8 protein-coding genes are annotated in these 25,067 nt (G+C 69.8%); 6 read left to right on the top strand and 2 right to left on the bottom strand.

The genetic code is table 11. The features are described from left to right. Positions 1-20 precede the first annotated feature (20 nt). A complete protein-coding gene (locus LCL87_RS24360) occupies positions 21-836 on the top strand; it encodes an ABC transporter ATP-binding protein (protein WP_225024029.1) in 816 nt (271 codons plus the stop codon). 19 nt (positions 837-855) lie between these two features. Continuing rightward, a complete protein-coding gene (locus LCL87_RS24355) occupies positions 856-1,560 on the top strand; it encodes a GntR family transcriptional regulator (protein ID WP_225024028.1) in 705 nt (234 codons plus the stop codon). A 100-nt stretch (positions 1,561-1,660) separates the two neighbouring features. On the opposite strand, the gene LCL87_RS24350 is transcribed toward LCL87_RS24355, so the two are convergent. Then, positions 1,661-1,933, bottom strand: a complete 273-nt coding sequence (locus tag LCL87_RS24350; protein ID WP_225024027.1) for a chorismate mutase family protein — start codon at positions 1,931-1,933, stop codon at positions 1,661-1,663. Positions 1,934-2,082: 149 nt separating this feature from the next. On the opposite strand from LCL87_RS24350, the gene LCL87_RS24345 reads away from it, so the two are divergent. The 4 genes from LCL87_RS24345 to LCL87_RS24330 all read left to right on the top strand — a co-directional run bounded on the left by LCL87_RS24345 (position 2,083) and on the right by LCL87_RS24330 (position 24,127). Then, positions 2,083-2,547 (top strand): MarR family winged helix-turn-helix transcriptional regulator, encoded by a 465-nt coding sequence (locus LCL87_RS24345; RefSeq protein ID WP_225024062.1) that lies wholly within the window; start codon positions 2,083-2,085, stop codon positions 2,545-2,547. Then, positions 2,540-4,333 (top strand): AMP-dependent synthetase/ligase, encoded by a 1,794-nt coding sequence (locus LCL87_RS24340; protein WP_225024061.1) that lies wholly within the window; start codon positions 2,540-2,542, stop codon positions 4,331-4,333. The genes LCL87_RS24345 and LCL87_RS24340 overlap by 8 nt, the downstream gene beginning before the upstream one ends. 226 nt (positions 4,334-4,559) lie before the next feature. Further along, positions 4,560-23,231, top strand: coding sequence for a non-ribosomal peptide synthase/polyketide synthase (locus tag LCL87_RS24335; RefSeq protein WP_225024026.1), 18,672 nt, complete (start codon positions 4,560-4,562; stop codon positions 23,229-23,231). An 8-nt stretch (positions 23,232-23,239) separates the two neighbouring features. Continuing rightward, entirely contained in the window at positions 23,240-24,127 is an 888-nt protein-coding gene (locus tag LCL87_RS24330; RefSeq protein WP_225024025.1) for a glycosyltransferase, read from the top strand. Positions 24,128-24,133: 6 nt separating this feature from the next. Here the strand turns inward: LCL87_RS24330 and LCL87_RS24325 are convergent, their stop codons facing one another. After that, complete coding sequence (locus tag LCL87_RS24325; protein ID WP_225024024.1) at positions 24,134-25,021, bottom strand: glycosyltransferase; 888 nt, start codon at positions 25,019-25,021, stop codon at positions 24,134-24,136. Positions 25,022-25,067: the final 46 nt, after the last annotated feature.

Here is a 25,067-nt window from a genome sequence, read left to right as displayed (position 1 = left end):
TCGACGAAAGGACCCTCACCATGTCGTATGCAGTAGCCGAACCCGGCACGAGTCCCGCCGCGACGAAGGCCGCCGACATCGTCATCCGTGATCTCGCCAAGCAGTACGGCGAAGGCCCCGGTGCAGTGCAGGCACTGGCGGGCGTCGACCTCGCCATCGAATCCGGCGAGTTCGTGTGCCTGGTGGGCGCCAGCGGCTGTGGCAAGAGCACCCTGCTGCGGATGCTCGCGGGCTTCGAATCGCACAGCGGGGGAGAGCTCCTGGTGGGCGGCACGCCCGTCGCCGGCCCGGGACCCGATCGCGGCGTCGTCTTCCAGGACTACGGGCTGTTCCCGTGGATGTCGGTGCGCGAGAACGTCGCCTACGGCCCCCGGCAACGTGGCCTCGGCCGAGCGGAGGCGAACACTCAGGCGGACAAGTACATCCGTGCCGTACAACTCGAGCGGTTCGCCGGCCAGTACCCGCACCAGCTCTCGGGCGGTATGCAGCAGCGGGTGGCGATCGCCCGGGTGCTCGCTAACAACCCGGCCGTCATGCTCATGGACGAGCCGTTCGGTGCCCTCGACGCGCTGACTCGAACCACCCTGCAGCACGAACTCGCTCGGATCCAGCGGGCCGAGGGGACCACCGTCATCTTCGTCACGCACAGCATCGAGGAGGCCGTGTACCTGTCGGATCGGGTGGTGGTGATGACCGGTGGTGCCTCGCACGGCGTGCCCGGGCACATCCGCGACGTCGTCGACATCGATCTGGGCGAGGACCGCGACGTGACCTCGGTGGCGTTCAATGATCTCGAACGCCGCATCGCGGCGATGGTCCACGAATCCATCCACTGACCGGAGAGGCAGGCACGACATGACCACCGCCGGACCATCCACCATCGGCCTGGGGGAGAAGGTGTACCAGCAACTGCGTGAGCAGATCATGAGCGGGCAGCTTCCCGCGCACGCGCGCCTGGTCGAAGGACGCCTGTGTGAGGCGCTCGGGGTATCGCGGACGCCGCTGCGCGAGGCGCTCGTCCGGCTGCACTCGGACGGCATCGTCACGCGCCGGGACGACGGCTACTACCCGATGTTCCCGGACCTCGACAGCATCCGGGACCTGTACGAGCTGCGGGTGACGCTGGAGTTGCGGGGGATAGCCCGCCACCTGGAGGAATCCGCGAACGCCGAACTCCGATTCGACCGGCCACTGCTCGAATCGGTTCGCCGGCGTTGGCTGGAACTGAAGGCCGACCCGCCGGAGCCGTCACCCGACATCGTCCAGCTGGACCAGCAGTTCCACCTCGATCTGTCCACCGCGGCCGGTAACCCGGCGCTGACGCGGGCACTCGCGACGGTGAACAGTCAGATTCGTCTGGTGCGGATGTACGACTACCAGACGCGTGAACGCGTCGACGCGACGGTGACCGAGCATCTGGGGATCGTCGAACAGATCCTGGACGGGGAGCTGGCCGGGGCGCTCGCGTCGCTGCACGCCCACGTGGGCGACTCGCTGGACGTCGTCGAGCAGCGGGCGATCAGCGCGATCACCGCGCACGCGCTGCACGGGCGACGCTGACGTTCGTCGGGCACCTGCGGGGAAGACGACCGAGCCGTCTCCACTCGCGTGATGGAAGTCACGGGCGTGGAGACGGCTCGAGGTGTGTTCGGGGGAGGTTCTACCGTGATCCGGGGGTCGCGAGACGTGCCAGCATTCGGTCGAATGCGGACCCGTCCGGACCGAGATCGTCGAACTGCGAGGCATCGCCGGCCGGGGTGGTCATGTCCACCGGGGTGAGGGTCCGGGCCAGGTCGCTGCGGCGCCGCACTGCTTCCAGGATCAGGGCGTCCAGGTCGACGATCTCCTGCTCGAGCCGGTCGAGCGTGGCCGTGTCGGCATGTCCGGACGACCCGGTGGCGTGGACGGCGAACGATTCGGTCTGAACGGACACATCGTCTCCTTCGGTCTCGTGCGCGCAGGGCCGCCGCTGCGACGCTGTCTGATTGTTAGTCGCGGCAGCGGTCTATACGTTACGTCCGGTACACCGGCGGTGCACGGCACGAGGGGCGGCGGTACAGTTGCACTGTGCAACACGAACGAATGCTCGACCAGGTCGCCGAGGTGCACGCCGAACTGGTCCAGTTGGCACGCGAACTGGTCGCAGGCGGCCGCGAGGCCCAGGGTGGACCGTCGTTCGCGCAGCATTCGGTCCTCTCGTTCGTCGCCCGCAATCCTGGTTGTCGCGCCACCGACATCTCCGACGCGTTCGGAGTCAACCGTTCGACCGTGTCGCGACAGCTGCGTGGGTGCCTGGACTCGGGATGGGTGCGTACCGAGATCGGCGCGCTCCGGATCGGCTATCCCCTGCACCTGACCGATCAGGGCACCGCGGTGCTCGCGGCCGCGGACCGCCGTCGTCTGGACGAGGTTCGCGCGCGGGTCGACGGCTGGTCGCCCACCGAGATTTCCCAGTTCGCGAGCATCCTGCGTCGGTTCCGCACCGCGCGGGGGCCGGCGGACACTGTCGAGGACTTGGACCGAGATGGAGATGACGCACATGCGTGAGTACGGCACCGAAGCCCGATTCACCATCGCAGCAGGCGAATCGATCGTCCACACCGTGTACGAGCACGCGCGCCGCAGCCCCCAGCGCGTGCTGTTCTCCCGGCCGATCGGCGACGACTGGGTCGACGTCACCGCAACCGAATTCGCGGACCTCGTCACCGGTGTCGCGAAGGGACTGGTGGCGGCCGGTGTACAGCCGGGCGATCGTGTCGTGTTGCTCTCGGCGACCCGGTTCGAGTGGACCCTGTTCGACTTCGCGATCTGGGCCGCCGGAGCGGTGTCCGTGCCGATCTACGACTCCTCGTCGCCCGAGCAGATCGGGTGGATCGTGGAGGATTCCGGAGCGGTCCTGGCGATCGTCGAGCGGGATCATCATGCCGCGGGGTTTGCGGGCGCGGGACCGGGCCTCGCCCGCGTCCTGCAGATCGAGGATCGGGCGGTCGAGAAACTGATCGCCGAGGGCGCCGGCCTCGCCGACGACGTCGTGCAGCAGCGCATCGCCGGGGTGAGCGCCGACGATCTCGCCTCGCTCGTCTACACCTCGGGAACTACCGGCCGGCCCAAGGGGTGCATCCTCACGCACCGTAACTTCCTGTCCGAGGTGCGGGGGATCCTCGTCGCGTCGATCGGTGAGGTGGCGCGTCCGGGGAATCGCATGCTCACCTTCCTTCCCCTCGCGCACGTCCTCGCGCGGGCGGTGTCGCTGGCGATGTTCGAGGCCGGTGGCATCCAGGCGCACTGGTCGAACTTCGGTACCGTCGCCGAGCAGTTCCAGAGGTTCCGTCCCAACGTGATCCTGGGCGTGCCAAGGGTATTCGAGAAGGTGCGGGACAGTGCGGCGCACTCCGCGGCCAAGGGCGGCCCGATTCCGCGGGCGGCCTTCGCTTTCGCGGAGTCCACCGCGATCGAGTACAGCGAATCCCTCGACACCGGTGGCCCGTCGTTCCTCCTGAAGGCGCGCCACGCGCTCGCCGATCGCCTGGTCTTCCGGAAGCTACGCGCCGCAATGGGAAACGAGTGCTGGTGGGCGATCTCGGGTGGTGGGGCGCTGATGCCGCGGCTCGGGCACTTCTTCCGCGGTGCGGGCATTCCCATCTTCGAGGGATACGGCCTCACCGAATCGACGGCGGCGCACTGTGTCAACGTGCCGGGTGAGCAGAAGATCGGCACGGTGGGCCGCCCGATGAGCGGTAACTCGGTGCGGATCGCGCCGGACGGCGAGATCGAGCTCGCGGGCGGTGTCGTCTTCGGCGGCTACTGGCGCAACGAGCAGGCGACGGCGGATGTCTTCGACCACGCCTGGATGCGGACGGGGGATCTCGGTGAACTCGACGACGACGGCTACCTGATTCTCACCGGACGGAAGAAGGACCTGCTGGTGACGGCAGGCGGGAAGAACGTCTCGCCGGGTCCGCTCGAGGATCGGCTCCGCTCGAACGTGCTGATCTCACAGGCCGTGGTGGTGGGGGACGGCAGGCCGTTCATCGGGGCACTGCTCACCCTCGATCCCGAGCCGTTCGAGAACTGGAAGGTGTCGAACGGCAAGCCCGCGTCGGCCACCGTGGCGGAGCTCGCGGACGACTCCGATCTCCGGAGTGCCCTGCAGGCGGTGGTCGACGACGCCAACACGACTGTGTCGCACGCGGAGGCGATCAAGCGGTTCGCGGTTCTCCCACGCGATCTCACCGAGGAATCCGGTGAGCTCACAGCCACTCTCAAGATCAAGAGAAACGTCGTCTCGGACCGTTTCGCCGAGCAGATCGAATCGATCTACAAGGGGCACTGAGCAAACACGCGGACGCCTTCGGACAACAATGTCCGAACTGGTCGGTATGATAGGCGTTTCCGTGCAAATCGCCCAGTCCGATCATTCGCCCTGAGCATGCCGCCACGACGCGCTATCGTCACGTCCGGCATGGGAGAAGAATCACTCTTCGAGTCACCTGTGTTGTGTGTCTAGGTTGACGTGAAGGGTAGTTGGGTTGGCGTCGGAAGGTGTTTCTGCAAGTTGCGTGCCTGCAGAATCGGATGTAGCGAGTAACGGATCGATCGCCGACGTCGGCGTACTGCCCCTCTCCGCGGCCCAGCGCGGGATCTGGTTCGCGCAGCACTTGATCGAGTCGGTCCCGATCGCGATAGCCCAGTACATCGAAATCGTCGGTGACCTGGATGTTCACGGACTGTCGGCGGCCGCGGTGGACACCGCGCGCGAACTGGGTACCGGCATGTTCCGGATCGTCGAGATCGAAGGCGAGCCCTACCAGCAGATCGACGATTCGATCAACACCCGTACCACGCACCTCGACTTCCGCGGCGAGGCCGATCCGATGGCCACCGCGCAGGATTGGATGCGGCGCGAATACAGCACGCCCACCGATCTGCTGACCGACAGGTTGTTCGAGTTCGCGACCCTGCGGATCGGCGAGTCGCACTACTACTGGTACACCCGGATCCATCACATCGCGCTCGACGGATTCGGCTCCATGACGTTCGTGAACCGGACCGCGGCGCGCTACACCGCGTCGGCCGCCGGCGAGGTGCTCGCGGACTGGAACCCCAGCGGCCTGCGCGAAATCAGCGAGGACGAGGCGCGTTACCGGACCTCCACGCGGTTCGAGACGGACCGGCAGTACTGGGCAGAGCGGACCCGGGACCTGCCGCACCCGATCAGCCTGGCGGGACGTTCCGCGGACGTCGGACCGCATTCCCTGCGGGCCACGGGGCCGTTGCCGAAGGCGGCCGAATCGGCGATCCGCCGCCTGCTCGACGCGCACGACGGCATCACCCTGGCCTCCGTCGTCATCGCCGCGGTCGGCGCATTCCTGTCCCGACTGACCGGTGAGGACGACGTCGTCCTCAGCCTGCCCGTGACCGCGCGGACCACCGCGAAGCTGCGGCGTTCGGGGGGCATGGTCTCGAATGTCGTCCCGATCCGTCTCGACACCGGCGGTGGTGTCACGTGCGCCGAACTGGCGCGTCGGGTCCAGGTCGAACTGACCGGCGTCCTGCGGCACCAGCGCTACCGGCACGAGGACATGCGACGTGACGCGGGCGCGGGCGGTGGCCGCCGCGGGTTCTTCGGCCCGGCCGTGAACGTCATGATGTTCCACGACACGATCCGCCTGGGGCGCGACACCGGCCGGCTCCATGTCTTGACCACCGGGCCGGTCGAAGACCTGTCCGTCAACATCTATCCGGCGGCGGCGGGAGTCGGTGCCCACATCGACTTCGAGGCCAACCCGAATCTCTACAGCCACGGCGACCTGACCGCACATCACGCGCGGTTCCTCGAATTCCTCACCGCCTTCGTCGAATCGGCGGGTTCCGCGGTGGGCGACGTGGACGTCGTGCACGCGGACGAGCGCGCCGCACTCGTGCCACTGCGCGGACCGGCCACGTTGGCTCCGCAGTTGCTGCCGGATCTGCTGCGGCTCGGCGCGGACCGGCACCCCGACAACGTGGCCGTTGCGTCGGAGTCCGGTGAGGTCACGTATCGGGATCTGGACGTGTTGTCGAACCGGTTGGCGCGCTTGCTCATCGCGCGCGGCGCGGGCCCCGAGACGTTCGTCGCGATCGCGATGCCCAGATCGGCGGAGGCACTGATCGCGGTGTGGGCGGTCGCGAAGACCGGTGCGGCGTTCGTGCCGATCGACCCGCGACTCCCGCTCGACCGGATCGTGCACATGCTCGGCGACTCGGGTGCCGGAATCGGGCTCACGTGTGTGGCCGAACGTCCTGGGCTTCCCGACGAGAGCACCGACTGGATCGTCGTCGACGACGACGCGACGTCCGTTGCGATCGAGAGCTTCCCGTCCGTCGCCGTCACCGACGTGGACCGTACGGCGACCGTCCGGGTCGGCCACCCCGCCTACATGATCTACACGTCGGGCTCCACCGGTGTGCCCAAGGGCGTGCTGGTGACGCATTCCGGGCTGTCGGTGTTCGCGTCCGACGCCCGACCGGAACTGGGTATCGGGCCGACGTCGCGCGTGCTGCGGTTCTCGTCCGCGAGCTTCGACGCGTCCGTCTTCGAGATGATCCAGGCGTTCAGCGCCGGCGCCACCATGGTGGTGGCGCCCGCCGATGTCCACGGCGGCATCGAACTCGTGGATCTGCTTCGCGAACAGCGGGTCTCGCACATCATCTCGGCCCCGACCCTGATGAACACCGTCGACCCCGGAGGACTCACCGATCTCGAGGCGGTCGTCGTCGGCGGCGACGTGTGCACCCCGGATCTCGTCGAACGCTTCGGGTCGGTGTGCCGTTTCACCAACAGCTACGGTCCCACCGAGACGACCATCGTGATCACCACGGGCGATCCGCTCGCGCCCGGAGCCCAGATTCCGATCGGCAGGCCCATCCAGGGTGCGGGTGCCCTCGTGCTCGATCGCAAGCTGCGACCCGTACCCGTCGGCGTCGTGGGCGAGCTGTACCTCACCGGAGTCGGCCTGGCGCGCGGGTACCACCGGCGCGGCGCGCTGACCGCCGAGAGGTTCGTCGCCGACCCGTTCGGCCCGCCCGGCACTCGCATGTACCGCACGGGTGACGAGGTCCGGTGGACGGCCGACCATCAGCTCGACTACGTCGGGCGGTCCGACTTCCAGGTCAAGATCCGTGGCTTCCGAATCGAACTGGGTGAGATCGACGCGGCACTGCTGGCGCAGGACGGCGTGAACTTCGCCGCGACGGTCGCGCATCAGCGGGCGTCGGGGCCGGTCCTCGTGTCGTACGTGCGGACGGACCCCGGGGTCGAGTTCGACGCGACGACGCTCACTGCCGGAGTCGCCCGCATCGTGCCTGCGCACATGGTGCCGGCGGCCGTCCTGCACCTCGAGCACGTGCCCGTCACGGCTGCAGGCAAACTCGATCGCCGAGCGCTGCCGATTCCCGAGTTCCATTCGGCGGAAGCGGAGTACGCGGCTCCGTCGACTCCCGTCGAGGAGTCACTCGCGGCGATCGTCGCCGACGTACTCGGCGTGGAGCGCGTCGGTGTGCACGACTCATTGTTCGCGCTCGGTGGCGACAGCATCATCGCCATGCAGATCGTCTCGCGGGCACGAGCACTCGGGTGGGGGCTCACCGCCCGCGAGGTGTTCGAACACAAGACCGTCGCAGAGATCGCGCGCGTCGTGACGACGCTCGACGGGCCGGCGTCTGTGCTGGCGGAGCTTCCGGGCGGTGGTGTCGGCGCCGTCGAACTGTCGCCGGTGATGCACGAGATGACCGCCCGCGGCGACTTCTCCGACTTCCACCAGTCCGTGCTCGTCACCGCTCCCGCCGGTCTCGACGAGGAGCGTCTCGCACGGACGGTCGACGCCGTCGTGGACCGGCACGACGTGCTCCGCTCCCGGCTGTCCGAGACCGAACAGGGTGGACGCGTCCTGACGGTGCGCGCTCCCGGTTCCGTCGACCCCGGTTCTGTCGAGGCAGGGAGTGTCGTCACCCGGGTGGTCGTCGCGGCCGCGCCCGGCACTCCCGCGTTCGACGACGTCGCGGTAGCCGAATGTGACCGTGCTGCAAAGCTTCTGGATCCGGATTCCGGCGTGATGCTCGGGGTGGTCTGGCTCGACGCCGGTGAGCACGGCGGACGTCTGCTCATCGTCGCGCATCACCTCGTCGTGGACGGCGTCTCGTGGCGCATCCTGCTGCCGGACCTGGCGTCGGCGTGGCTGCAGGTGTGTGCGGGGGAGCCGGTGGACCTTCCGCCGGTCGGGACGTCGTTCCGGCGCTGGGCGCACGCGTTGCACGAGGCGGGACGCGCCGGCGGCTACCGGGACGAGCTCGATCGCTGGCGGGAGTGCCTGTCCGGCCCCGATCCACTCATCGGCGCGCGGCCCCTCGATCCCGGTGCTGACGTCGTTGCCGCATCGGCACGGGTACGCATCGATGTCGGTGCGGCCGTGACCGACACGGTCCTCGGTCGCCTTCCCGACGTGTACGGGTGCGGCGTGAACGACGGACTGCTGGCGGCGCTGACGATGGCGATGGTCCACTGGCGGCACGAGCACGGGATCCTCGAACGTTCGGTCCTGCTGACCCTCGAGGGCCACGGGCGTGAGGAGGAAGCCGTGCCGGGCGCGGACCTCGCACGCACCGTCGGCTGGTTCACCAGCGTGTTCCCCGTCCGGTTGACGCTCCCGGACGTCGACCTCGGTGATGCGTTCGCCGGTGGCCCGGATGCGGGCGCGGTGATCAAGGCGATCAAGGAGCAGTCGATCGCCGTGCCGAGCCGAGGCATCGGCTTCGGTGTGCTCAGGCACCTAGATCCCACCACCCGGGACGAGCTCGCGGCGCTCGCGCGGCCGCAGATCAGTTTCAACTATCTGGGACGACTCGCTGCCGGCCCGTCGGTCGACGGCGACTTCGGCTGGCTCCCGGACCCGTCCGCGCCGGACCTGGTGGCCCGCAGTGGATCGGCGATGACGGTCGGCGCGGCGGTCGACATCAACGCGATGGTGGTCGACGGACCCGACGGGCCGCACCTGACCGCGACGTTCGCGTACCCGACGGGTGTGCTCGGCGACGCCGAGGTGGCAGAGCTGGCAGACCTGTGGCGCCGCGCGCTCGAGGGGCTCGCCGCGCACGCGGCGCTGCCCGGTGCGGGCGGTCTGACGCCGTCGGACGTCCCGTTGGTCTCGGCGACCCAGGGCGGGCTCGATCGGCTGAGGCACCGTTTCCCCGGCATGCGCGACGTGTGGTCGCTGTCCCCGCTGCAGGCGGGACTGCTGTTCCACGCGCGGATGGTCGAGGACGACCTGGACGTCTATACCGCGCAGATCCGGATGGATCTGGCCGGTGCGGTGGACACCGAGCGGCTGCGCGCGGCCGTGGCGGGTCTGGTCGATCGTCACGCGAGCCTGCGCACCGCCTTCGTGTACGACGACGGGGTTCCCGTCCAGGTGGTCCTCGACGCCGTCGAGGTTCCCTGGCGTGAGCTGGATCTGACGTCGATGCCGGCGGCGGAGCGCGACGGCGAGGTGCGGCGGGTCCTCGACGAGGAACGGTGGACACGGTTCGAGATGGACCGACCCCCGCTGCTGCGTGCCCTCGTGATCCGGATCGCCGCCGACCGGTACGTGCTGGCGTTGACCAACCACCACATCGTCCTCGACGGGTGGTCGATGCCGTTGCTGGTGCGGGAACTGCTGGTGCGGTATGCCTCGGGCGCAGCAGCGGGGCTGCCGGCGCCGCGGCCCTACCGCGACTTCCTGTCCTGGCTGTCCGAACGGGATCTCGCGCAGTCGAAGGATGCCTGGCAGGGTGCCCTTGCCGGGATCACCGAACCGACGCTGCTGGCCCCGCCCGCCGACGACGGGGGAGTGCCGTCGGAGCCGGTCGAGATCGACGTCCCCGTCCCGGCGCCGCTCGTCGCCGGCATCGAGCGACTCGCCCGGGCATCCGGCGTCACCGTCAACACGGTGATCCAGGCGGCGTGGGCAATCCTGCTGTCCCGCACGACCTCCCGGGACGATGTCGTCTTCGGTGCCACGGTGTCGGGGCGGCCGCCACAGCTGTCCGGGGTCGAGGACATGGTGGGCCTGTTCATCAACACGATCCCGGTGCGCGTGACGCTCGGTGCCGACGACACCGTCGCGGAACTGCTGCCGCGGCTGCAGGCGGCGCAGTCCGCGCTCCTCGACCACCACCACGTGGGGTTGGCCGAGATCCAGGCCGGGGTCGGCATCGGCGATCTGTTCGACACCCTCACGGTCTTCGAGTCGTATCCCGTGGAACGGGCAGGGTTGAACGAGGACACCGACCTCGGTGGGATGCGCGTGCGTCGACTCAGCGGTGCCGATGCCACGCATTACCTGATCACCGTCATGACGCTGCTCGATCCCGGTGTCCGGATCACCCTGCGGTATCAGCCGTCTCGGTTCGAGGCGGTGACGGCGGAGGCCTTGGCGGATCGGCTGGGCCGGATCCTCGCAGCCCTCGTGGCCGATTCCGCGGCGCGGGTCGCCGACCTCGACGTCCTGGCGCCGGCCGAGCGCGTCCGCGTGCTCGAGACGTGGAATGCGACGGGGCGCGTGGTGCCCGCGTCGACCCTCGTCGACCTGTTCGCCGACCAGGTCGCGCGGACGCCCGATGCGCCCGCGGTGTCGTTCGGCGACGTCACGCTGTCCTACGCCGACTTCGACGCCCGGGTGAACCGGTTGGCGCGGTATCTCCTGCTGTCCGGCGTCGGGCCCGAGTCGTCGGTCGGTATCGCGATGGCTCGCTCGATCGACCTGCTCGTCGCGGTGTACGCCGTCGTCGCGACGGGCGGCGCATACGTCCCGATCGACCCGGAGCAGCCGAGCGAACGCATCGGTGACGTTCTCGATCAGGCGAAACCGGTTCTGGTGCTGACGGACTCACGCGGTCTCACCGCACTCCCTGCCGACACAGGGGTGGTCGTCGGCGAGATCCCGCTCGGCGACCTGGACTCGTCCCGGCTCACCGCTGCGGAACTGCACGGTCCGCTGCGGTCGTCGAACACCGCCTACGTGATCTTCACCTCCGGGTCCACGGGTCGTCCCAAGGGCGTCGCGGTACCGCACGCCGGTATCGTCAATCGGCTGCTCTGGATGCAGGACACGTACCCGCTCGATGCGACCGACGTGGTGCTGCAGAAGACTCCGGTGACGTTCGACGTCTCGGTGTGGGAGTTGTTCTGGCCGTTGCAGGTCGGTGCGCATCTCGTGATCGCGGAACCCGACGGTCACCGGAGCCCGCAGTACCTCGAGCGGGCGGTCCGGGACCACGGCGTCACGACGATCCACTTCGTCCCGTCCATGCTCGATGCGTTCGTGGCCGGCGCCGCGATCGAGCGGTGCACGTCGCTGCGCCGAATCTTCACGAGCGGTGAGGCGCTGCCCGCGAACACCGTGAACCGCGTGCACGAGCGCTGCGCGGTGTCACTTCACAACCTGTACGGGCCGACGGAGGCGTCGGTGGACGTGACGTACCACCGGACCGTGCCGGGTTCGCGGACGGTGCCGATCGGTGCACCGGTGTGGAACACCGAACTGTACGTGCTGGATGCGCGACTGCGGCCCGTCCCGGTGGGGGTTGCCGGCGAGCTGTACCTCGCCGGCGTCCAGCTGGCGCGTGGGTACGTGGGCCGGGCCGACCTCACGGCGGACCGCTTCGTTGCCGCCCCGTTCGGCGGTGCCGGCACCCGGATGTACCGCACCGGCGACGTCGTCCGCTGGACCGAGGCCGGTGAGCTGGAGTACCTGGGCCGCAGCGACTTCCAGGTGAAACTGCGCGGACAGCGCATCGAACTGGGCGAGATCGAGGCCGCGCTCGTCGCACAGTCGGGGATCGCGCAGGCCGTGGTGCTGCTGCGTCACCACCAGGTCGCCGGGGAGTACCTGGCCGCCTACGTCGTCGCGGACGAGGGAGTGAACCCGTCGGAGAACGAACTGCAGGGCGCCCTGGCCCTCGCATTGCCCCGGTACATGGTGCCGTCGACTGTGACGGTGCTCGATGCATTGCCGGTCACCGCGAACGGCAAACTCGACCGCAGGGCGCTTCCGGATCCGCAGTTCGGCCGGGCCGGTGAGTACACCGCGCCGGTCACGCCCACCGAGTACACGCTCGCCTCGGTCTTCGCCGAGATCCTCGATCTCGACGCCGATACCGTGGGCGCGGGAGACGGATTCTTCGTCCTCGGCGGCAATTCGCTGACCGCGATGCGGCTCCTTGCACGGGTCAACGACGCGTTCGACGTGCAGATCGGTGTGCGGGAGCTGTTCGACGCTCCCACCGTGGCCGAGCTGGCCGCGGTCGTCGACGCGGCCCGCCGCGACGGTCGAGTGGCCGCGGCCCTCGTGCCGGTGGAGCGTCCGGCCCGGGTCCCGTTGTCCCCGGCGCAGTCCCGCATGTGGTTCCTCAACCGGTTCGATCCGGAGTCGGCGGCGTACAACGTCGCGATGGCGCTGCGGATGACCGGGGCACTGGACGTGGAGGCCCTGATCGCGGCGGTGCGCGACATCCTCGAACGTCACGAACCGCTGCGCACCGTGTACCCGGATTCGGCGGACGGCCCGTACCAGCGGATCCTGTCGACCGACGAGGCGCTCGACGAGCTGGCTCTCGACGAACTCGACGACGGCGCCGTCATCGACGTCGACGACCGGATCCGGGCGGCGGTCGCGTCCGGGTTCGATGTCACCGCCGAGATCCCGATCGAGCTGACGCTGCTCAGGGAGAGTGCCGACACCCACGTGCTGGTCGTCGTCGTGCACCACATCAGCATCGACGGCTGGTCCATCCCGGTGCTGGCTTCCGATCTGGTGCAGGCGTACTCGGCCCGGGTGAGCGGCGCGGCGCCGGCATGGACGCCGCTGCCCGTGCAGTACGCGGACTACGCGCTCTGGAAGCGGGACGCGCTCGGCGCGGACGACGATCCCCGTTCGGCCGCCGGGCAGCAGATCTCGTACTGGTCGGCCGAGCTGGTCGGAGTACCCGAACTGCTCGAGCTGCCCGCGGACCGCGTCCGTCCGGCCGCCCCGACGTTCCGCGGCCGGACCGTCGAGGCCGCGATCGACGCCGCCACGTACGACGCGGTGTCCGCCCTCGCGCGCCGCACCGCTGCCACACCGTTCATGGTGCTGCACGCGGCACTCGCGGTTCTCCTGGCACGCGCGGCCGGCACCGACGACGTCACCGTCGGCACGCCGGTGGCGGGGCGCGGCGAGGCGGCCCTCGACGGGCTCGTGGGCATGTTCGTCAACACCCTCGTACTGCGGACCCAGGTGGACGCGGCCGAAACGTTCGTCGATCTCGTCGATCGCGTGCGGGGCACCGATATCGCGGCCTACGCGCACGCCGACGTCCCGTTCGAGCAACTGGTCGAGGTGATCAGCCCGGCTCGGTCCACCGCGCACCATCCGCTGTTCCAGGTGGTGCTGTCGCTCGAGGGGTCGCGACCGCAGTCGATTCAGCTGCCCGGCCTCGAGATCGCGGCGCTCGACACGGATTTCGGGATCGCCAAGTTCGATCTCCAGGTCGACGTGACCGAGCGCCTGGACGCGAGCGGCGCGGCGGACGGTGCGAAGGTTGCATTCACCTACGCATGTGATCTCTTCGACGAGACGACAGTCGAGGCTCTCGTGCGTCGGTTCGTGCGACTCGTCGCCGAGGCCGTCGCGGATCCGGAGCGTCCGGTCGGCGACCTCGAACTTCTCGGCGCCGACGAGCGCGCGTCGCTCACCGGTGTGCCGGTCGCCGCCGTCCCGGTCCGGTTGCTGCCGGACCTGCTCGCCGACGCCGCCGTCGATCCGGCCGCCGACGCTCTCGTGTACGGCGACACCGTGGTGTCCTACGGGGAGCTCGATGCACGGTCCAACCGCCTGGCCCGCATGCTGATCGGTCGCGGCGTGGGTCCGGAGTCGTTCGTCGCGGTGTCGCTGTCCCGGTCGATCGACTCGGTGGTCGCGCTGTGGGCGGTCGCGCGCACGGGTGCCGCGTTCCTGCCGGTCGATCCGACATATCCGCCCGCGCGGATCGCGCACATGCTCGACGATTCGGGCGTCCGGATCGGCGTCACGGTCGGCGCGGTGGTCGACGCGCTGCCCGCATCGGTGGACTGGCTGGTCCTCGACGGTGTGGATGCGTCGGCCGAGGTCGAGCGCCACTCGTCGCACCCGATCCACGACTCCGAGCGGAACGCGCCGCTGCGGCCCGAGCACCCCGCGTACGCGATCTACACGTCGGGGTCGACCGGTCTGCCCAAGGGCGTCGTGGTCACGCACGTCGGCCTCGCGGCGTTCGTCGCCGAGCAACGTGACCACTACGGCGTCGTGCCGGGTTCGCGGACACTGCATTTCGCGTCTCCGAGCTTCGACGCGTCGATCCTCGAACTGTTCCTGGCGGTCGGGGGACGGGCGGCGATGGTGGTGGTCCCCGTCGGTGTCTACGGCGGTGAGGAACTCGCCGACGTGCTACGCACGCACGGTGTCACGCACGCCTTCGTGACGCCCGGTGCGCTCGCGACGGTCGATCCCGACGGACTCGACCGGGTCGGCGTGGTCGTCGTCGGCGGAGATGCCTGCGACGACGCGCTCGTGCGCCGGTGGGCGCCCGGACGGAAGATGTTCAACGCCTACGGGCCCACCGAGTCGACGGTCATGGCAACCCATCACGGCCCGATGGCCGGCGGCGAGCCGGTCCTGATCGGGCGCCCCGTCCGGGGGACCGGGGTGATGGTGCTCGACGGGCGCCTGCATCCGGTCCCGGTCGGTGTGGCGGGCGAGCTGTACGTGACCGGGCAGGGCCTGGCGCGCGGCTACCACCGTCGGGCGGCGCTCACCGCCGAGCGGTTCGTCGCCGACCCCCACTCGGTCGACGGTGCCCGGATGTACCGCACCGGTGACCTCGTCCGGTGGACCGTGTCCGGCGCCCTCGAATATCTGGGCCGCACCGACTTCCAGGTCAAGGTGCGGGGCCATCGCATCGAACTGCGGGAAGTGGACGCGGTGCTGGCCTCGGACCCGTCCGTCGACCAGGCGATCACCGTCGGCCACCGGGGCGGCGGGGCGGACGCCCTGGTCTCGTACGTGCTGCCCGCTCCCGGCGCGGTGGTGGACACCCGCGCACTCGCGGTCCACGCGCGCGGCCGACTGCCCGAGTACATGGTCCCGTCGGTCATCACGATCGTCGACGCGATCCCGCTCACCCCCTCCGGGAAGGTCGACACGAGGGCACTTCCCGAACCTGTGTTCCCGACCCGCGAGTTCGTGCAGCCGCGTACCCGGACCGAATCGATCGTGGCCGAGGTCTTCGCGGACGTCCTCGGGATCGTCGGCGTCGGCGCGGAGGACGACTTCTTCGACCTCGGCGGCAACTCGCTCAGTGCGACCCGCACCGTTGCCCGCGTGAACACGCTGCGCGGCATCAGGATCGGCGTGCGCGACCTGTTCGAGGCGACGACCGTCGAGGCTCTCGCCGCGCGCGTGGACCGAGCCGCTCGGGAGGACGCCCGACCGGCGCTGATCGCCGGGCCGCGACCGGCGGAAGTGCCGCTGTCCCTCGCGCAGCAGCGCATGTGGTTCCTCAACCAGTTCGATACATCGTCTCCCGCGTACAACATTCCGCTCGTGGTGCGGCTGACCGGTGCGCTCGACGTCGCGGCGTTGCACGCCGCGGTGCAGGACGTGCTCGAGCGCCACGAATCCCTGCGCACCGTCTTCCCCCAGTCGGAGGACGGTCCGCACCAGGTCATCGTGCCGGCCGAGCGCGTCGGACTCGATCTCGCACCCGTCACGGTGGCGGGGGAGCAGGAACTGCACGGCGCCGTGGCCGGTGTCGTGTCCGGTGGATTCGACGTCACCGCGTCGGTACCGGTACGCGGCAAGCTGTTCCAGGTCGCCGACGGCGAACTTGTCCTGGTGCTGGTGGTCCATCACATCAGCGCCGACGGCGCGTCGATGCTGCCGCTGGCGCGGGACGTCATGCTCGCCTACACCGACCGGGCCCGCTCGGTGGAGCCGTCCTGGGCGCCGCTCGAGGTGCAGTATGCGGACTTCGCGCTGTGGCAGCGGCGTGTGCTGGGTGACGAGGCCGACCCTCGGTCGATCGCCGCGCAGCAGCTCGGTTACTGGCGGGAGCGGCTGGCCGGCGCGCCGGCGGTTCTCGAACTGCCCACCGATCGTTCACGTCCGGCGGTGGCGTCGTATCACGCTGCGCGCGTGGATTTCACGGTCGATCAACACCTCGTCCAGCGCCTCGAGGAGTTCGCCGCCCGAACCGGGTCCACGTTGTTCATGGTTCTGCACGCGGGGCTCGCGGTGCTGCTCGCCCGGCTCGGATCCACCACCGACGTCACACTCGGTACCCCGATAGCCGGGCGCGGCGAACGGGCACTCGACGACCTCGTCGGCATGTTCGTCAACACCCTGGTGCTCCGCACCGAGATCGATCCGGACCACACGTTCGCCGAGGTGCTCGCCGAGGCGCGTGCGGTCGACCTGGCCGCGTTCGCACACGCGGACGTTCCCTTCGAACGGGTCGTCGAGGCCGTCGATCCGCCTCGCTCCCAGGCGTACTCACCGCTGTTCCAGGTTGCGTTGTCGCTGCAGAACCACGGTGCGGCGGTGCTCGAGCTTCCGGATGTCACCGTCGCGATCGAGGATCCGGGCGCCGACGTCGCCAAGGTCGACGTCGAGTTCACCTTCCGGCCCTCGGAGACAGATCTCCTCGGGTCCCTCACGTACGCCACGGACCTGTTCGACCGGGACACGGCCACCCGGATGGCCGATCGCCTGGTCCGGGTTCTGGAGCAGGTCGTCGCCGACCCGGAGGTTGCGGTCGGTGACCTCGACCTGCTCGATCCGCAGGATCGCCGTCTCGCACTCGCTGCACCCGAACCGGTTCGGGTTCCGGTGCGGACGATGGCGCAGATTCTCGCGGACGGGGCGGCCGTCGACCCGCGGGCGATCGCGGTCCGTGCCGGCGCCACCGCGCTCACCTACGCCGAGCTCGACGAGCGATCCAACCGCCTGGCCCGCGTCCTGCTGGGTGCCGGCGTCGGCCGTGAGACGTTCGTGGCGCTGTCGTTCCCACGGTCGGTCGCGTCGATCGTCGCGATGTGGGCGGTCGTCAAGACCGGGGCCGCGTTCGTGCCGGTCGATCCTGCTCACCCGTCCGACCGGATCGTGCACATGTTGACCGACTCCGGCGCGGCGGTGGGACTCACCTGCGCCGAAGTGGCCGAACGACTGCCGGATTCGGCTCGATGGCTCGTCGTCGATTCGCCCGAGGTCGCGCGCGAGTGCTCGGTGCAGTCGGCCGCGGCCGTCACCGACGTCGAGCGCGGCGGGCCGATCGCCCCGACCGGTGCCGCGTACATGATCTACACGTCCGGCTCGACCGGACTGCCCAAGGGTGTGGTGGTCGAACACACCGGCCTCGCATCCTTCTGCGCGGACGCGCGCACCGAGCTCGCGGTCACCCGGCACTCGCGGGTCCTGCGGTTCTCGTCGTCGAGCTTCGACGCCTCGGTGTTCGAGATGCTCGTCGGATTCAGCACGGGCGCCACGCTCGTCGTCGTGCCGCCGTCGGTGGTCGGCGGGCACGAACTCGCCGACGTGATCCGGGACCAGCGGGTCACGCACATCCTCACCGCGCCTGCCGCCCTGGGCACCGTCGAGTCGACCGGACTGGACTCGCTCGAGTCGGTGATCGTCGGCGGTGACGTGTGTCCGCCGGAACTCGTCGAGCGGTTCGCACCGGGCCGCAGGTTCTTCAACAGCTACGGCCCCACCGAGACCACCATCATCATCACGATGACCGAGCCGCTGACGGCGGGCGAGCGGATCACGATCGGGACCCCGCTCCCCGGAGCCGGTGCGGCGATCCTCGACGCCCGGCTGCGACCGGTCCCGATCGGGGTGGTCGGCGAGCTGTACCTCTCGGGCCCGGGCCTGGCCCGCGGCTACCACCAGCGGCGCGCGCTGACGGCGTCGCGCTTCGTCGCCACGGCCGGTGGCCGGCGCATGTACCGCACCGGCGACCTCGTCCGCCGCACCCGGGACGGGCGACTGGACTTCGTCGGCCGGGCCGACACCCAGGTGCAGCTGCGCGGCCTGCGTATCGAACTGGGCGAGATCGAGGCCGCGCTCGCGGGCAGCCCCGACGTCGCGCAGTCCGTCGCCGTGATGCACAGCGACGCCCGTACCGGCGAGCACCTGGTGGGCTACGTCGTGCCCGAACACGGGGCGTCGGTCGACCCGCAGGGCCTGCGGGACGCGCTGGGCGAGTTCCTGCCCGGCTACATGGTGCCGACCCAGATCGTGGTGCTGGACCGTCTGCCGGTGACCGCGGGCGGCAAGCTGGATCGCCGGGCACTGCCCGTGCCCGAGTTCGTCTCCACGCGCGAGTTCCGGGGCGCGTCCAACCCGATCGAGGAGCGGATCGCCGCGGTGTTCGCGGACCTGCTCGGGCTCGCCCGAGTATCGGTGGACGACAGCTTCTTCGACATCGGCGGCAACTCTCTGCTCGCGACCCGCCTGGTGGCCCGGGTCAATGCGGCACTCGGCGCCGCGCTGGGCATTCGCGAACTGTTCGAGAGTCCGACGGCGGCCGCGCTCGCGGTCCGGGCGGAGTCGTCGGCCGGTTCCGATGCGCCCGCCCTGGGGTCGTTCGATCGGCCCGAGCGCATCCCGCTCTCGCCCGCGCAGCAGCGGATGTGGTTCCTCAACCGGTTCGACCCGACCTCGGCCGCGGAGAACATCCCGATGGCGCTGCGACTGGCGGGCGACCTCGACGTGGCCGCACTGCACGCGGCGATCACGGCCACCATCGATCGGCACGAGGCGCTCCGGACGGTCTACCCGGACAGCGCCGACGGGCCGCACCAGGTGATTCTCGCTGCGACGCAGGTACTTCCGGAACTCGCACCGACGGACGTCCCCGCCGACGACCTGCTGCCCACGGTGCTGGCGTTGGCGGGCAGCGGATTCGACGTGACGGCCGCGGTGCCGCTCCGGATCGCACTGCTTCGGCTGGGCGAGCGGGACCACGTCCTGGTGCTCGTCGTGCACCACATCTCGGCGGACGGGTTCTCGCTCGCGCCGCTGGCACGGGACGTGATGGTCGCGTATGCGGCGTGCCGGCAGGGCCTGGCGCCGACGTGGTCGCCGCTGTCGGTGCAGTACGCGGACTACAGCCTGTGGCAGCGCGCGGTACTGGGCGACGAACACGACCCGACGTCCGTCGCCGCCCGTCAGATCGGGTACTGGGTCGACACCCTGGCCGGGCTCCCGGATCAGCTGGACCTGCCGGTGGATCGTCCGCGGCCGGCGGTGCAGTCGTACCGCGGCGGAACGCACTCGTTCACGCTCGACGCGTCGCTGCACCGGGCACTGCTGGGGCTGGGCAAGCGGCAGGGCGCAACGCTGTTCATGGTCGTCCACGCGGCGTTCGCGGCACTGCTCGCCCGGATCTCGGGCACCGGCGACATCTCGATCGGAGCGCCTATCGCCGGCCGCGGCGAGCAGTCGCTCGACGGCGTGGTCGGCATGTTCGTCAACACCCTCGCGCTGCGGGCCGACGTACGCCCCGAGGCCCCGTTCGCGGATCTGCTCGAGCAGGTCCGGCGCGCGGACCTGACGGCGTTCGCGAACGCCGACGTGCCGTTCGAGCGGATCGTCGAGGTGCTCGCCCCGGAGCGTTCGACCGCCCGGCACCCGCTGTTCCAGGTGGCGCTGTCGCTGCAGAACCTCGGCCGCACCACGTTCGAGTTGCCCGGACTCGGCATCGACGTCGTCGATGCCGGATTCGAGCCCGCGAAGTTCGACCTGCATCTGACGGTCGTCGACCACCACGATGCCGACGGTGAACCGGGCGAGATCGCAGCCTCCTTCACGTATGCGGCCGACCTGTTCGACGAGGAGACCGTCGCACGGTTCGCGGCGCGGTTCGAGCGGTTGCTGCGCGCCGTCGTCGCGGACCGGCGGGTGACGATCGGCGACATCGACCTGCAGGGCGAGGCCGAACGCCGCGCCGTGCTCGTCGAGTGGAACGACACCCGGCGTGAGGTGCCGGCGACCACACTGCCGGAGTTGTTCGCCGAGCGTGTGCGCGCCACCCCGGACGCGGTCGCCGTGATCGTGGACGGCCGGGAGATCGGCTACGCCGAGTTCGACGGCCGTGCCAACGCGCTCGCCCGGGACCTGATCGGGAGGGGCGTCGGCCCCGAAACGAGAGTGGCGCTGGCGAGCCGCCGGTCGCTGGACCTGCTCGTGGCGATGTACGCGGTCGCCAAGGCCGGCGGCGTGTACGTGCCCATCGACCCGGATCACCCGGTCGAGCGCACGACGTACGTGCTCGAGTCCGCGGCACCGTCCGTGGTCCTGACGACGAGCGATGTGGCGGTGCCGGTACCGGACACCGCGGTGCGCCTGGACGTCGACACCCTCGACGTGTCGGCCCACGGGGCACACCCGATCGTCGACGGTGAACGGCGTGCGCCGCTGCACCCGGACAACGCCGCCTACGTCATCTACACGTCCGGATCCACCGGGCGACCCAAGGGCGTCACGGTGTCCCATGCCGCGATCGCCAACCAGTTGCTGTGGAAGCAGGCACAGTTCGGGCTCGACGGCACCGACGGGGTGCTGCTCCGCACGGCCGCCACCTTCGATCTGTCGGTGTGGGAGTTCTGGGGGGCGCTGACCGCCGGTGCGCGGCTCGTCGTCGCGCGTCCCGGTGGCGAACAGGATCCGGAGTACCTGGCCGGTCTGATGCGTGAACATGCCGTCACCACAGTGCATTTCGTTCCGTCGCTGCTCACCGCGTTCGTGGCGTCGGTGGACGCCGAGTCGATGCCGGCGCTGCGCCGGGTGATCTGCATCGGCGAGGCCCTGCCGGCGGACCTGGTGCGCCGGTTCGCCGACGTCAGCGCGGCCCCGGTGTTCAACCTGTACGGGCCCACCGAGGCCGCGGTGAGCGTGACGCATCACCGCTGCGGTCCGGACGATGCGGCGACGGTGCCCATCGGTGTCCCCGAGTGGAACACACGGGTGTACGTGCTCGACGGGCGACTGCGGCCGGTGCCCGTCGGGGTGCCCGGCGAGCTGTATCTCGCCGGTGACCAGCTCGCCCGCGGGTACGCCGGAAGCCCCGATCTCACCGCCGACCGGTTCGTGGCCGATCCGTTCGGCGACACCGGGACCCGGATGTACCGCACGGGTGACCTCGTGCGGTGGCAGCCCCGCGCGTCGGGTGCCGTCCTGGACTATCTGGGGCGCACCGACTTCCAGGTGAAGCTCCGCGGCTTCCGGATCGAGCTCGGGGAGATCGAGGCCGCGGTCGCGGCGCACCCGGACGTCGATCGGGCGGTCGTCGTGGTGCATCGCACCAGCAGTGGCGCCGAGCACCTGGTGGCATACGCGGTGCCGCACCCGGGCGCGGCACCGGACGAGTCGGACGTGCGGGGGTCCGTCGCGGATCGGGTGCCGAGCTACATGGTGCCGACCGTGGTGGTGTTCCTCGCCGAGCTGCCGTTGGGCAGCACCGGCAAGCTCGATCGCCGTGCGCTGCCCGCGCCGGAATTCGCGGGAGCGAGCGACTTTCGGGGCACCGGGACCGCGACCGAGGAAATCGTCGCGGGCGTCTTCGCGGACCTGACCGGCACCGCTCGGATCGGGTTGGACGACAGCTTCTTCGAGGTCGGCGGCAATTCGCTGCTCGCGACCCGTGCGACGGCCCGGATCAACGAGGCGTTCGGCACGGATCTGACGGTGCGCGAGTTCTTCGAGGCGCCCACGGTGGCGGCGCTCGCTGCACGGGTCGACAGCCGCGCGGGCCTCGAACGGCCGCGCCTGACGGCGGTGCCGCGGACGGACCGGATTTCGTTGGCGCCGGCGCAGGAACGCATCTGGGTCGCCAACCAGCGGACGCGCGGCGGCGAGTGGAACATTCCGTTCGCGCTGCGGTTGCGTGGCGCGATCGACGTCGAGATCCTGCGGGCCGCGACGGCCGATCTGGTGCAGCGCCACGAGGCGCTGCGCACGCTCTACCCCGACAGCGAGAGCGGTCCGGTCCAGGTGATCGTGCCGACGGCCGACGCGGTGCCGGACGTGGACGTCGTGACGGTCACCGAGGACGAGCTCGACGCCGCGCTGACGGCCTTCCTGTGGGGCGACTTCGACGTCACGGTGCAGTTGCCGCTGCGCATGCGTCTGTTCCGGATCGGCGAGGACGATCACGTCCTGGCCGTCGTGGTGCACCACATCTCGGCCGACGGCTTCAGCGTCGGTCCGCTCACCCGGGACGTCGTGGTCGCCTACGCCGCGCGGGCGCTCGGGGTGGAGCCGCAGTGGGATCCGCTGCCGGTGCAGTACGCCGACTACGCGGTGTGGAAGCACTCGCTGCTCGGCGACTTCGACGACGCGGCGAGCGAGGCGCATCGGCAGATGGACTACTGGACCCGAACCCTGGCGGATCGGCCCGATTTCCTCGACCTGCCGACCGACCGGCCGCGTCCCGCAGTCCGGCCGACGGCCGGTGCGGCACTGCCGGTGCACGTCGACGCGGACACCCATGCCGCGCTGGTCGCCGTGGCCCGCGAGTGCGGGGCCAGCCTGTTCATGGTGTTGCAGGCGGCGTTCGCGTTGTGCGTCAGCAGGTTCGCGAACGAGAAGGACGTGACCGTGGCGACGTCGATCGCCGGCCGCGGTGAACCCGAACTGGACGATGTGGTCGGCAACTTCTCCGACGACGTCCTGATGCGGGTGGTCGTCGACGAGGAGGACACCTTCGCGGATCTGGTGGCGACGGTGCGGACTGCGGCACTGGGGGCGTACGCGAACCCGGATGTGTCGAATCCGCGCCTCGAACAGGCTCTGGGACTGGATTCCGATGCGGCGCACAATCCGCTGTTCCAGGTCACCATGATCCTGCAGCGAGCGTCGGAGGGGCTGTCGGCGGACTTCCCGGGACTGAGCATCGCCCAGCATCCGGTGCCGGCCACCGTGGCCAAGCACGAGCTCGAGTTCAGTCTCAACGACCGGTACGACGACGCCGGCGTGCCGATGGGCGTGACGGGTGGTTTGCTGTACCAGACGGCACTGTTCGACGAGTCGACCGCGCGGGGTTTCGTGGAGCGGTTCGGGAACACCCTGCGGGGCATCGGTTCGTCGCCCCACACCGTGTTGCGCGGCCTCGGCCGGGTCGAATCGGAGAGTGAGTGAGAACCACGATGCCAACGAGGACACCGAAGTTGGTGTCGGTGGTGATACCGGCCTACAACGCGCGGCACGTGATCGACACCCAGCTCGAGGCGCTCGCCGGGCAGGACTACGCCGGTCCGATGGAGGTCGTCGTCGGAGACAACGCCTCGACGGACGGTCTCGCCGGGTATCTGGAGGAGCATCCCCTCCGGGATCGGCTCCGCCTGCGATGCGTGCCGGCGCACGAGGTCCAGTGCGCGTCGCACGCACGCAACATCGCCGTGGCGGCGGCCGACGGTGACCTGCTCGCCTTCTGCGATGCCGACGATCGTGTCCACCCGGGCTGGGTGTCGGCCCTGGTGGCGGCCGCGGCGCGGTACGACATAGTCAGCGGCGCGCTCGAGAACACGTCGCTGAACAGCCCCAAGGTCGCCGACCGGATGCTCATGCAACCCGCCGAACGGGGATTCTCCTTCCCAGGATTCCTGCCGTTCGCCAACGGTTGCTCTTGCGCGGTGTGGCGCGACGCCTACGACGCCGCAGGCGGGTGGGACGAGTCGTACACCTCCGCTGGTGAGGATGTGGACTTCTCGTGGCGCGTCCAGTTGGCCGGCGGGACCCTCGGTCATGCCCCGGATGCTCTCGTGGCATACCGGGTGCGCACCACTCTCCGGGAGCTGTGGGACCACAGCAGGACCTACGGCGAGACGGATCCCCGACTGTTCAAGCAGTACCGGGACCACGGGTATGCCCGCAACGTCGTCGCCTTCCCAGTGGTGCTCCTACTGTTGATCCTTCGGAACCCGTTGTTGCCGAGATCTCTGACCCGTCTGTCGAGAGGGCAGTGGTTCATCTATGCCGGCCGTCTGGTCGGGCGCGTACGCGGCAGTGTCCAGCACCGCACTTACTTCCTCTGACCACGGTCACACGAAGTAGGTGCGGTATTTGATGCTTCCGCGGATGCGTCCGGCCGCAAACGCGGCGTAGTAGATCCAACCACCGGTCGACAGCCGACTGAGGAAGGTCGGCACCAGCGGGCACCGCACGATCAGCGCCACCGCGAACAGGAAGAGCGGCAACGGCTTCGTGGGCCGCAGCCCGTACCACCGGTAGTGGCGGTAGAGCTCGGGACCGGCCATGCCGTAGGCGAACGACTGCCGCCACAGGGCGCGATAGTTGTCGCGCAGACGGTAGGCCACCATCGCGGCGGGCTCGTGTCCGAGGGTGAGTCCGGCAAGTTGCAGGCGCCAGGTGAAGTCGACGTCCTCACCGACTGTGAGTGATTCGTCGAACCCGCCGGTGATGTCGAATGCGCTGCGCCACAGCCCGAGATTGCCTGACAGCCCGAACGGCAGGAAACCTTCGGTCTCCTCCCGCTGGTCCGGCGGTTGGACCGGACGCCACGAAGCCACCTCCGGCGTGTTCAGTGTCGAGGTCTCCACCGGGCCGCTCACCGCGTCGAACTCGCGGGCAGACCTCACCAGGGCCGAGAGCCAGCCCGGGTGGACACGGTCGTCGGCGTCGCAGAAGGCGAGGAAGTCGCCGTCCGCCGCGGCAGCGCCGGCATTGCGTGCGTGCGGTGCGCCCTTCACCGCGGCGGAGTCGATACGTCGCAGTTTCAGCACCGCAAGGAGCGGGTGGTTCTCGAGGTGCTCTGCGAGCCCGTCGCTGGACCCGTTGTCGCTCACGACGACCTCGAAGGCGCCGGCATAGTCCTGTTCTGCCAGGGCCGTCAGTTGCACGTCGATGATGTTGCGCGCGTTGTAGGTCGGGATGATGACCGACACCAGTGCCGGCGTGCGGGAATCCATTGTGCGCTGACCTATCTGCTCGTAGGTTCTGTCGGGCGGTGCGTTT

The sequence above is a fragment of the Prescottella equi genome, from assembly GCF_020171745.1.
GTDB classification, from domain to species: Bacteria; Actinomycetota; Actinomycetes; order Mycobacteriales; family Mycobacteriaceae; genus Prescottella; species Prescottella equi_A.
Note: the sequence above shows the minus strand (reverse complement) of the source record. Positions and strands in the feature narration are given on the sequence as shown.

Excerpts from the sequence above, each read along its gene's own strand:
- LCL87_RS24345 (WP_225024062.1), top strand. The coding sequence starts at position 2,083 with ATGCTCGACCAGGTCGCCGAGGTGCACGCCGAACTGGTCCAGTTGGCA.
- LCL87_RS24325 (WP_225024024.1), bottom strand. The coding sequence starts at position 25,021 with ATGGATTCCCGCACGCCGGCACTGGTGTCGGTCATCATCCCGACCTAC.
- LCL87_RS24330 (WP_225024025.1), top strand. The coding sequence starts at position 23,240 with ATGCCAACGAGGACACCGAAGTTGGTGTCGGTGGTGATACCGGCCTAC.
- LCL87_RS24360 (WP_225024029.1), top strand. The coding sequence starts at position 21 with ATGTCGTATGCAGTAGCCGAACCCGGCACGAGTCCCGCCGCGACGAAG.
- LCL87_RS24355 (WP_225024028.1), top strand. The coding sequence starts at position 856 with ATGACCACCGCCGGACCATCCACCATCGGCCTGGGGGAGAAGGTGTAC.
- LCL87_RS24340 (WP_225024061.1), top strand. The coding sequence starts at position 2,540 with ATGCGTGAGTACGGCACCGAAGCCCGATTCACCATCGCAGCAGGCGAA.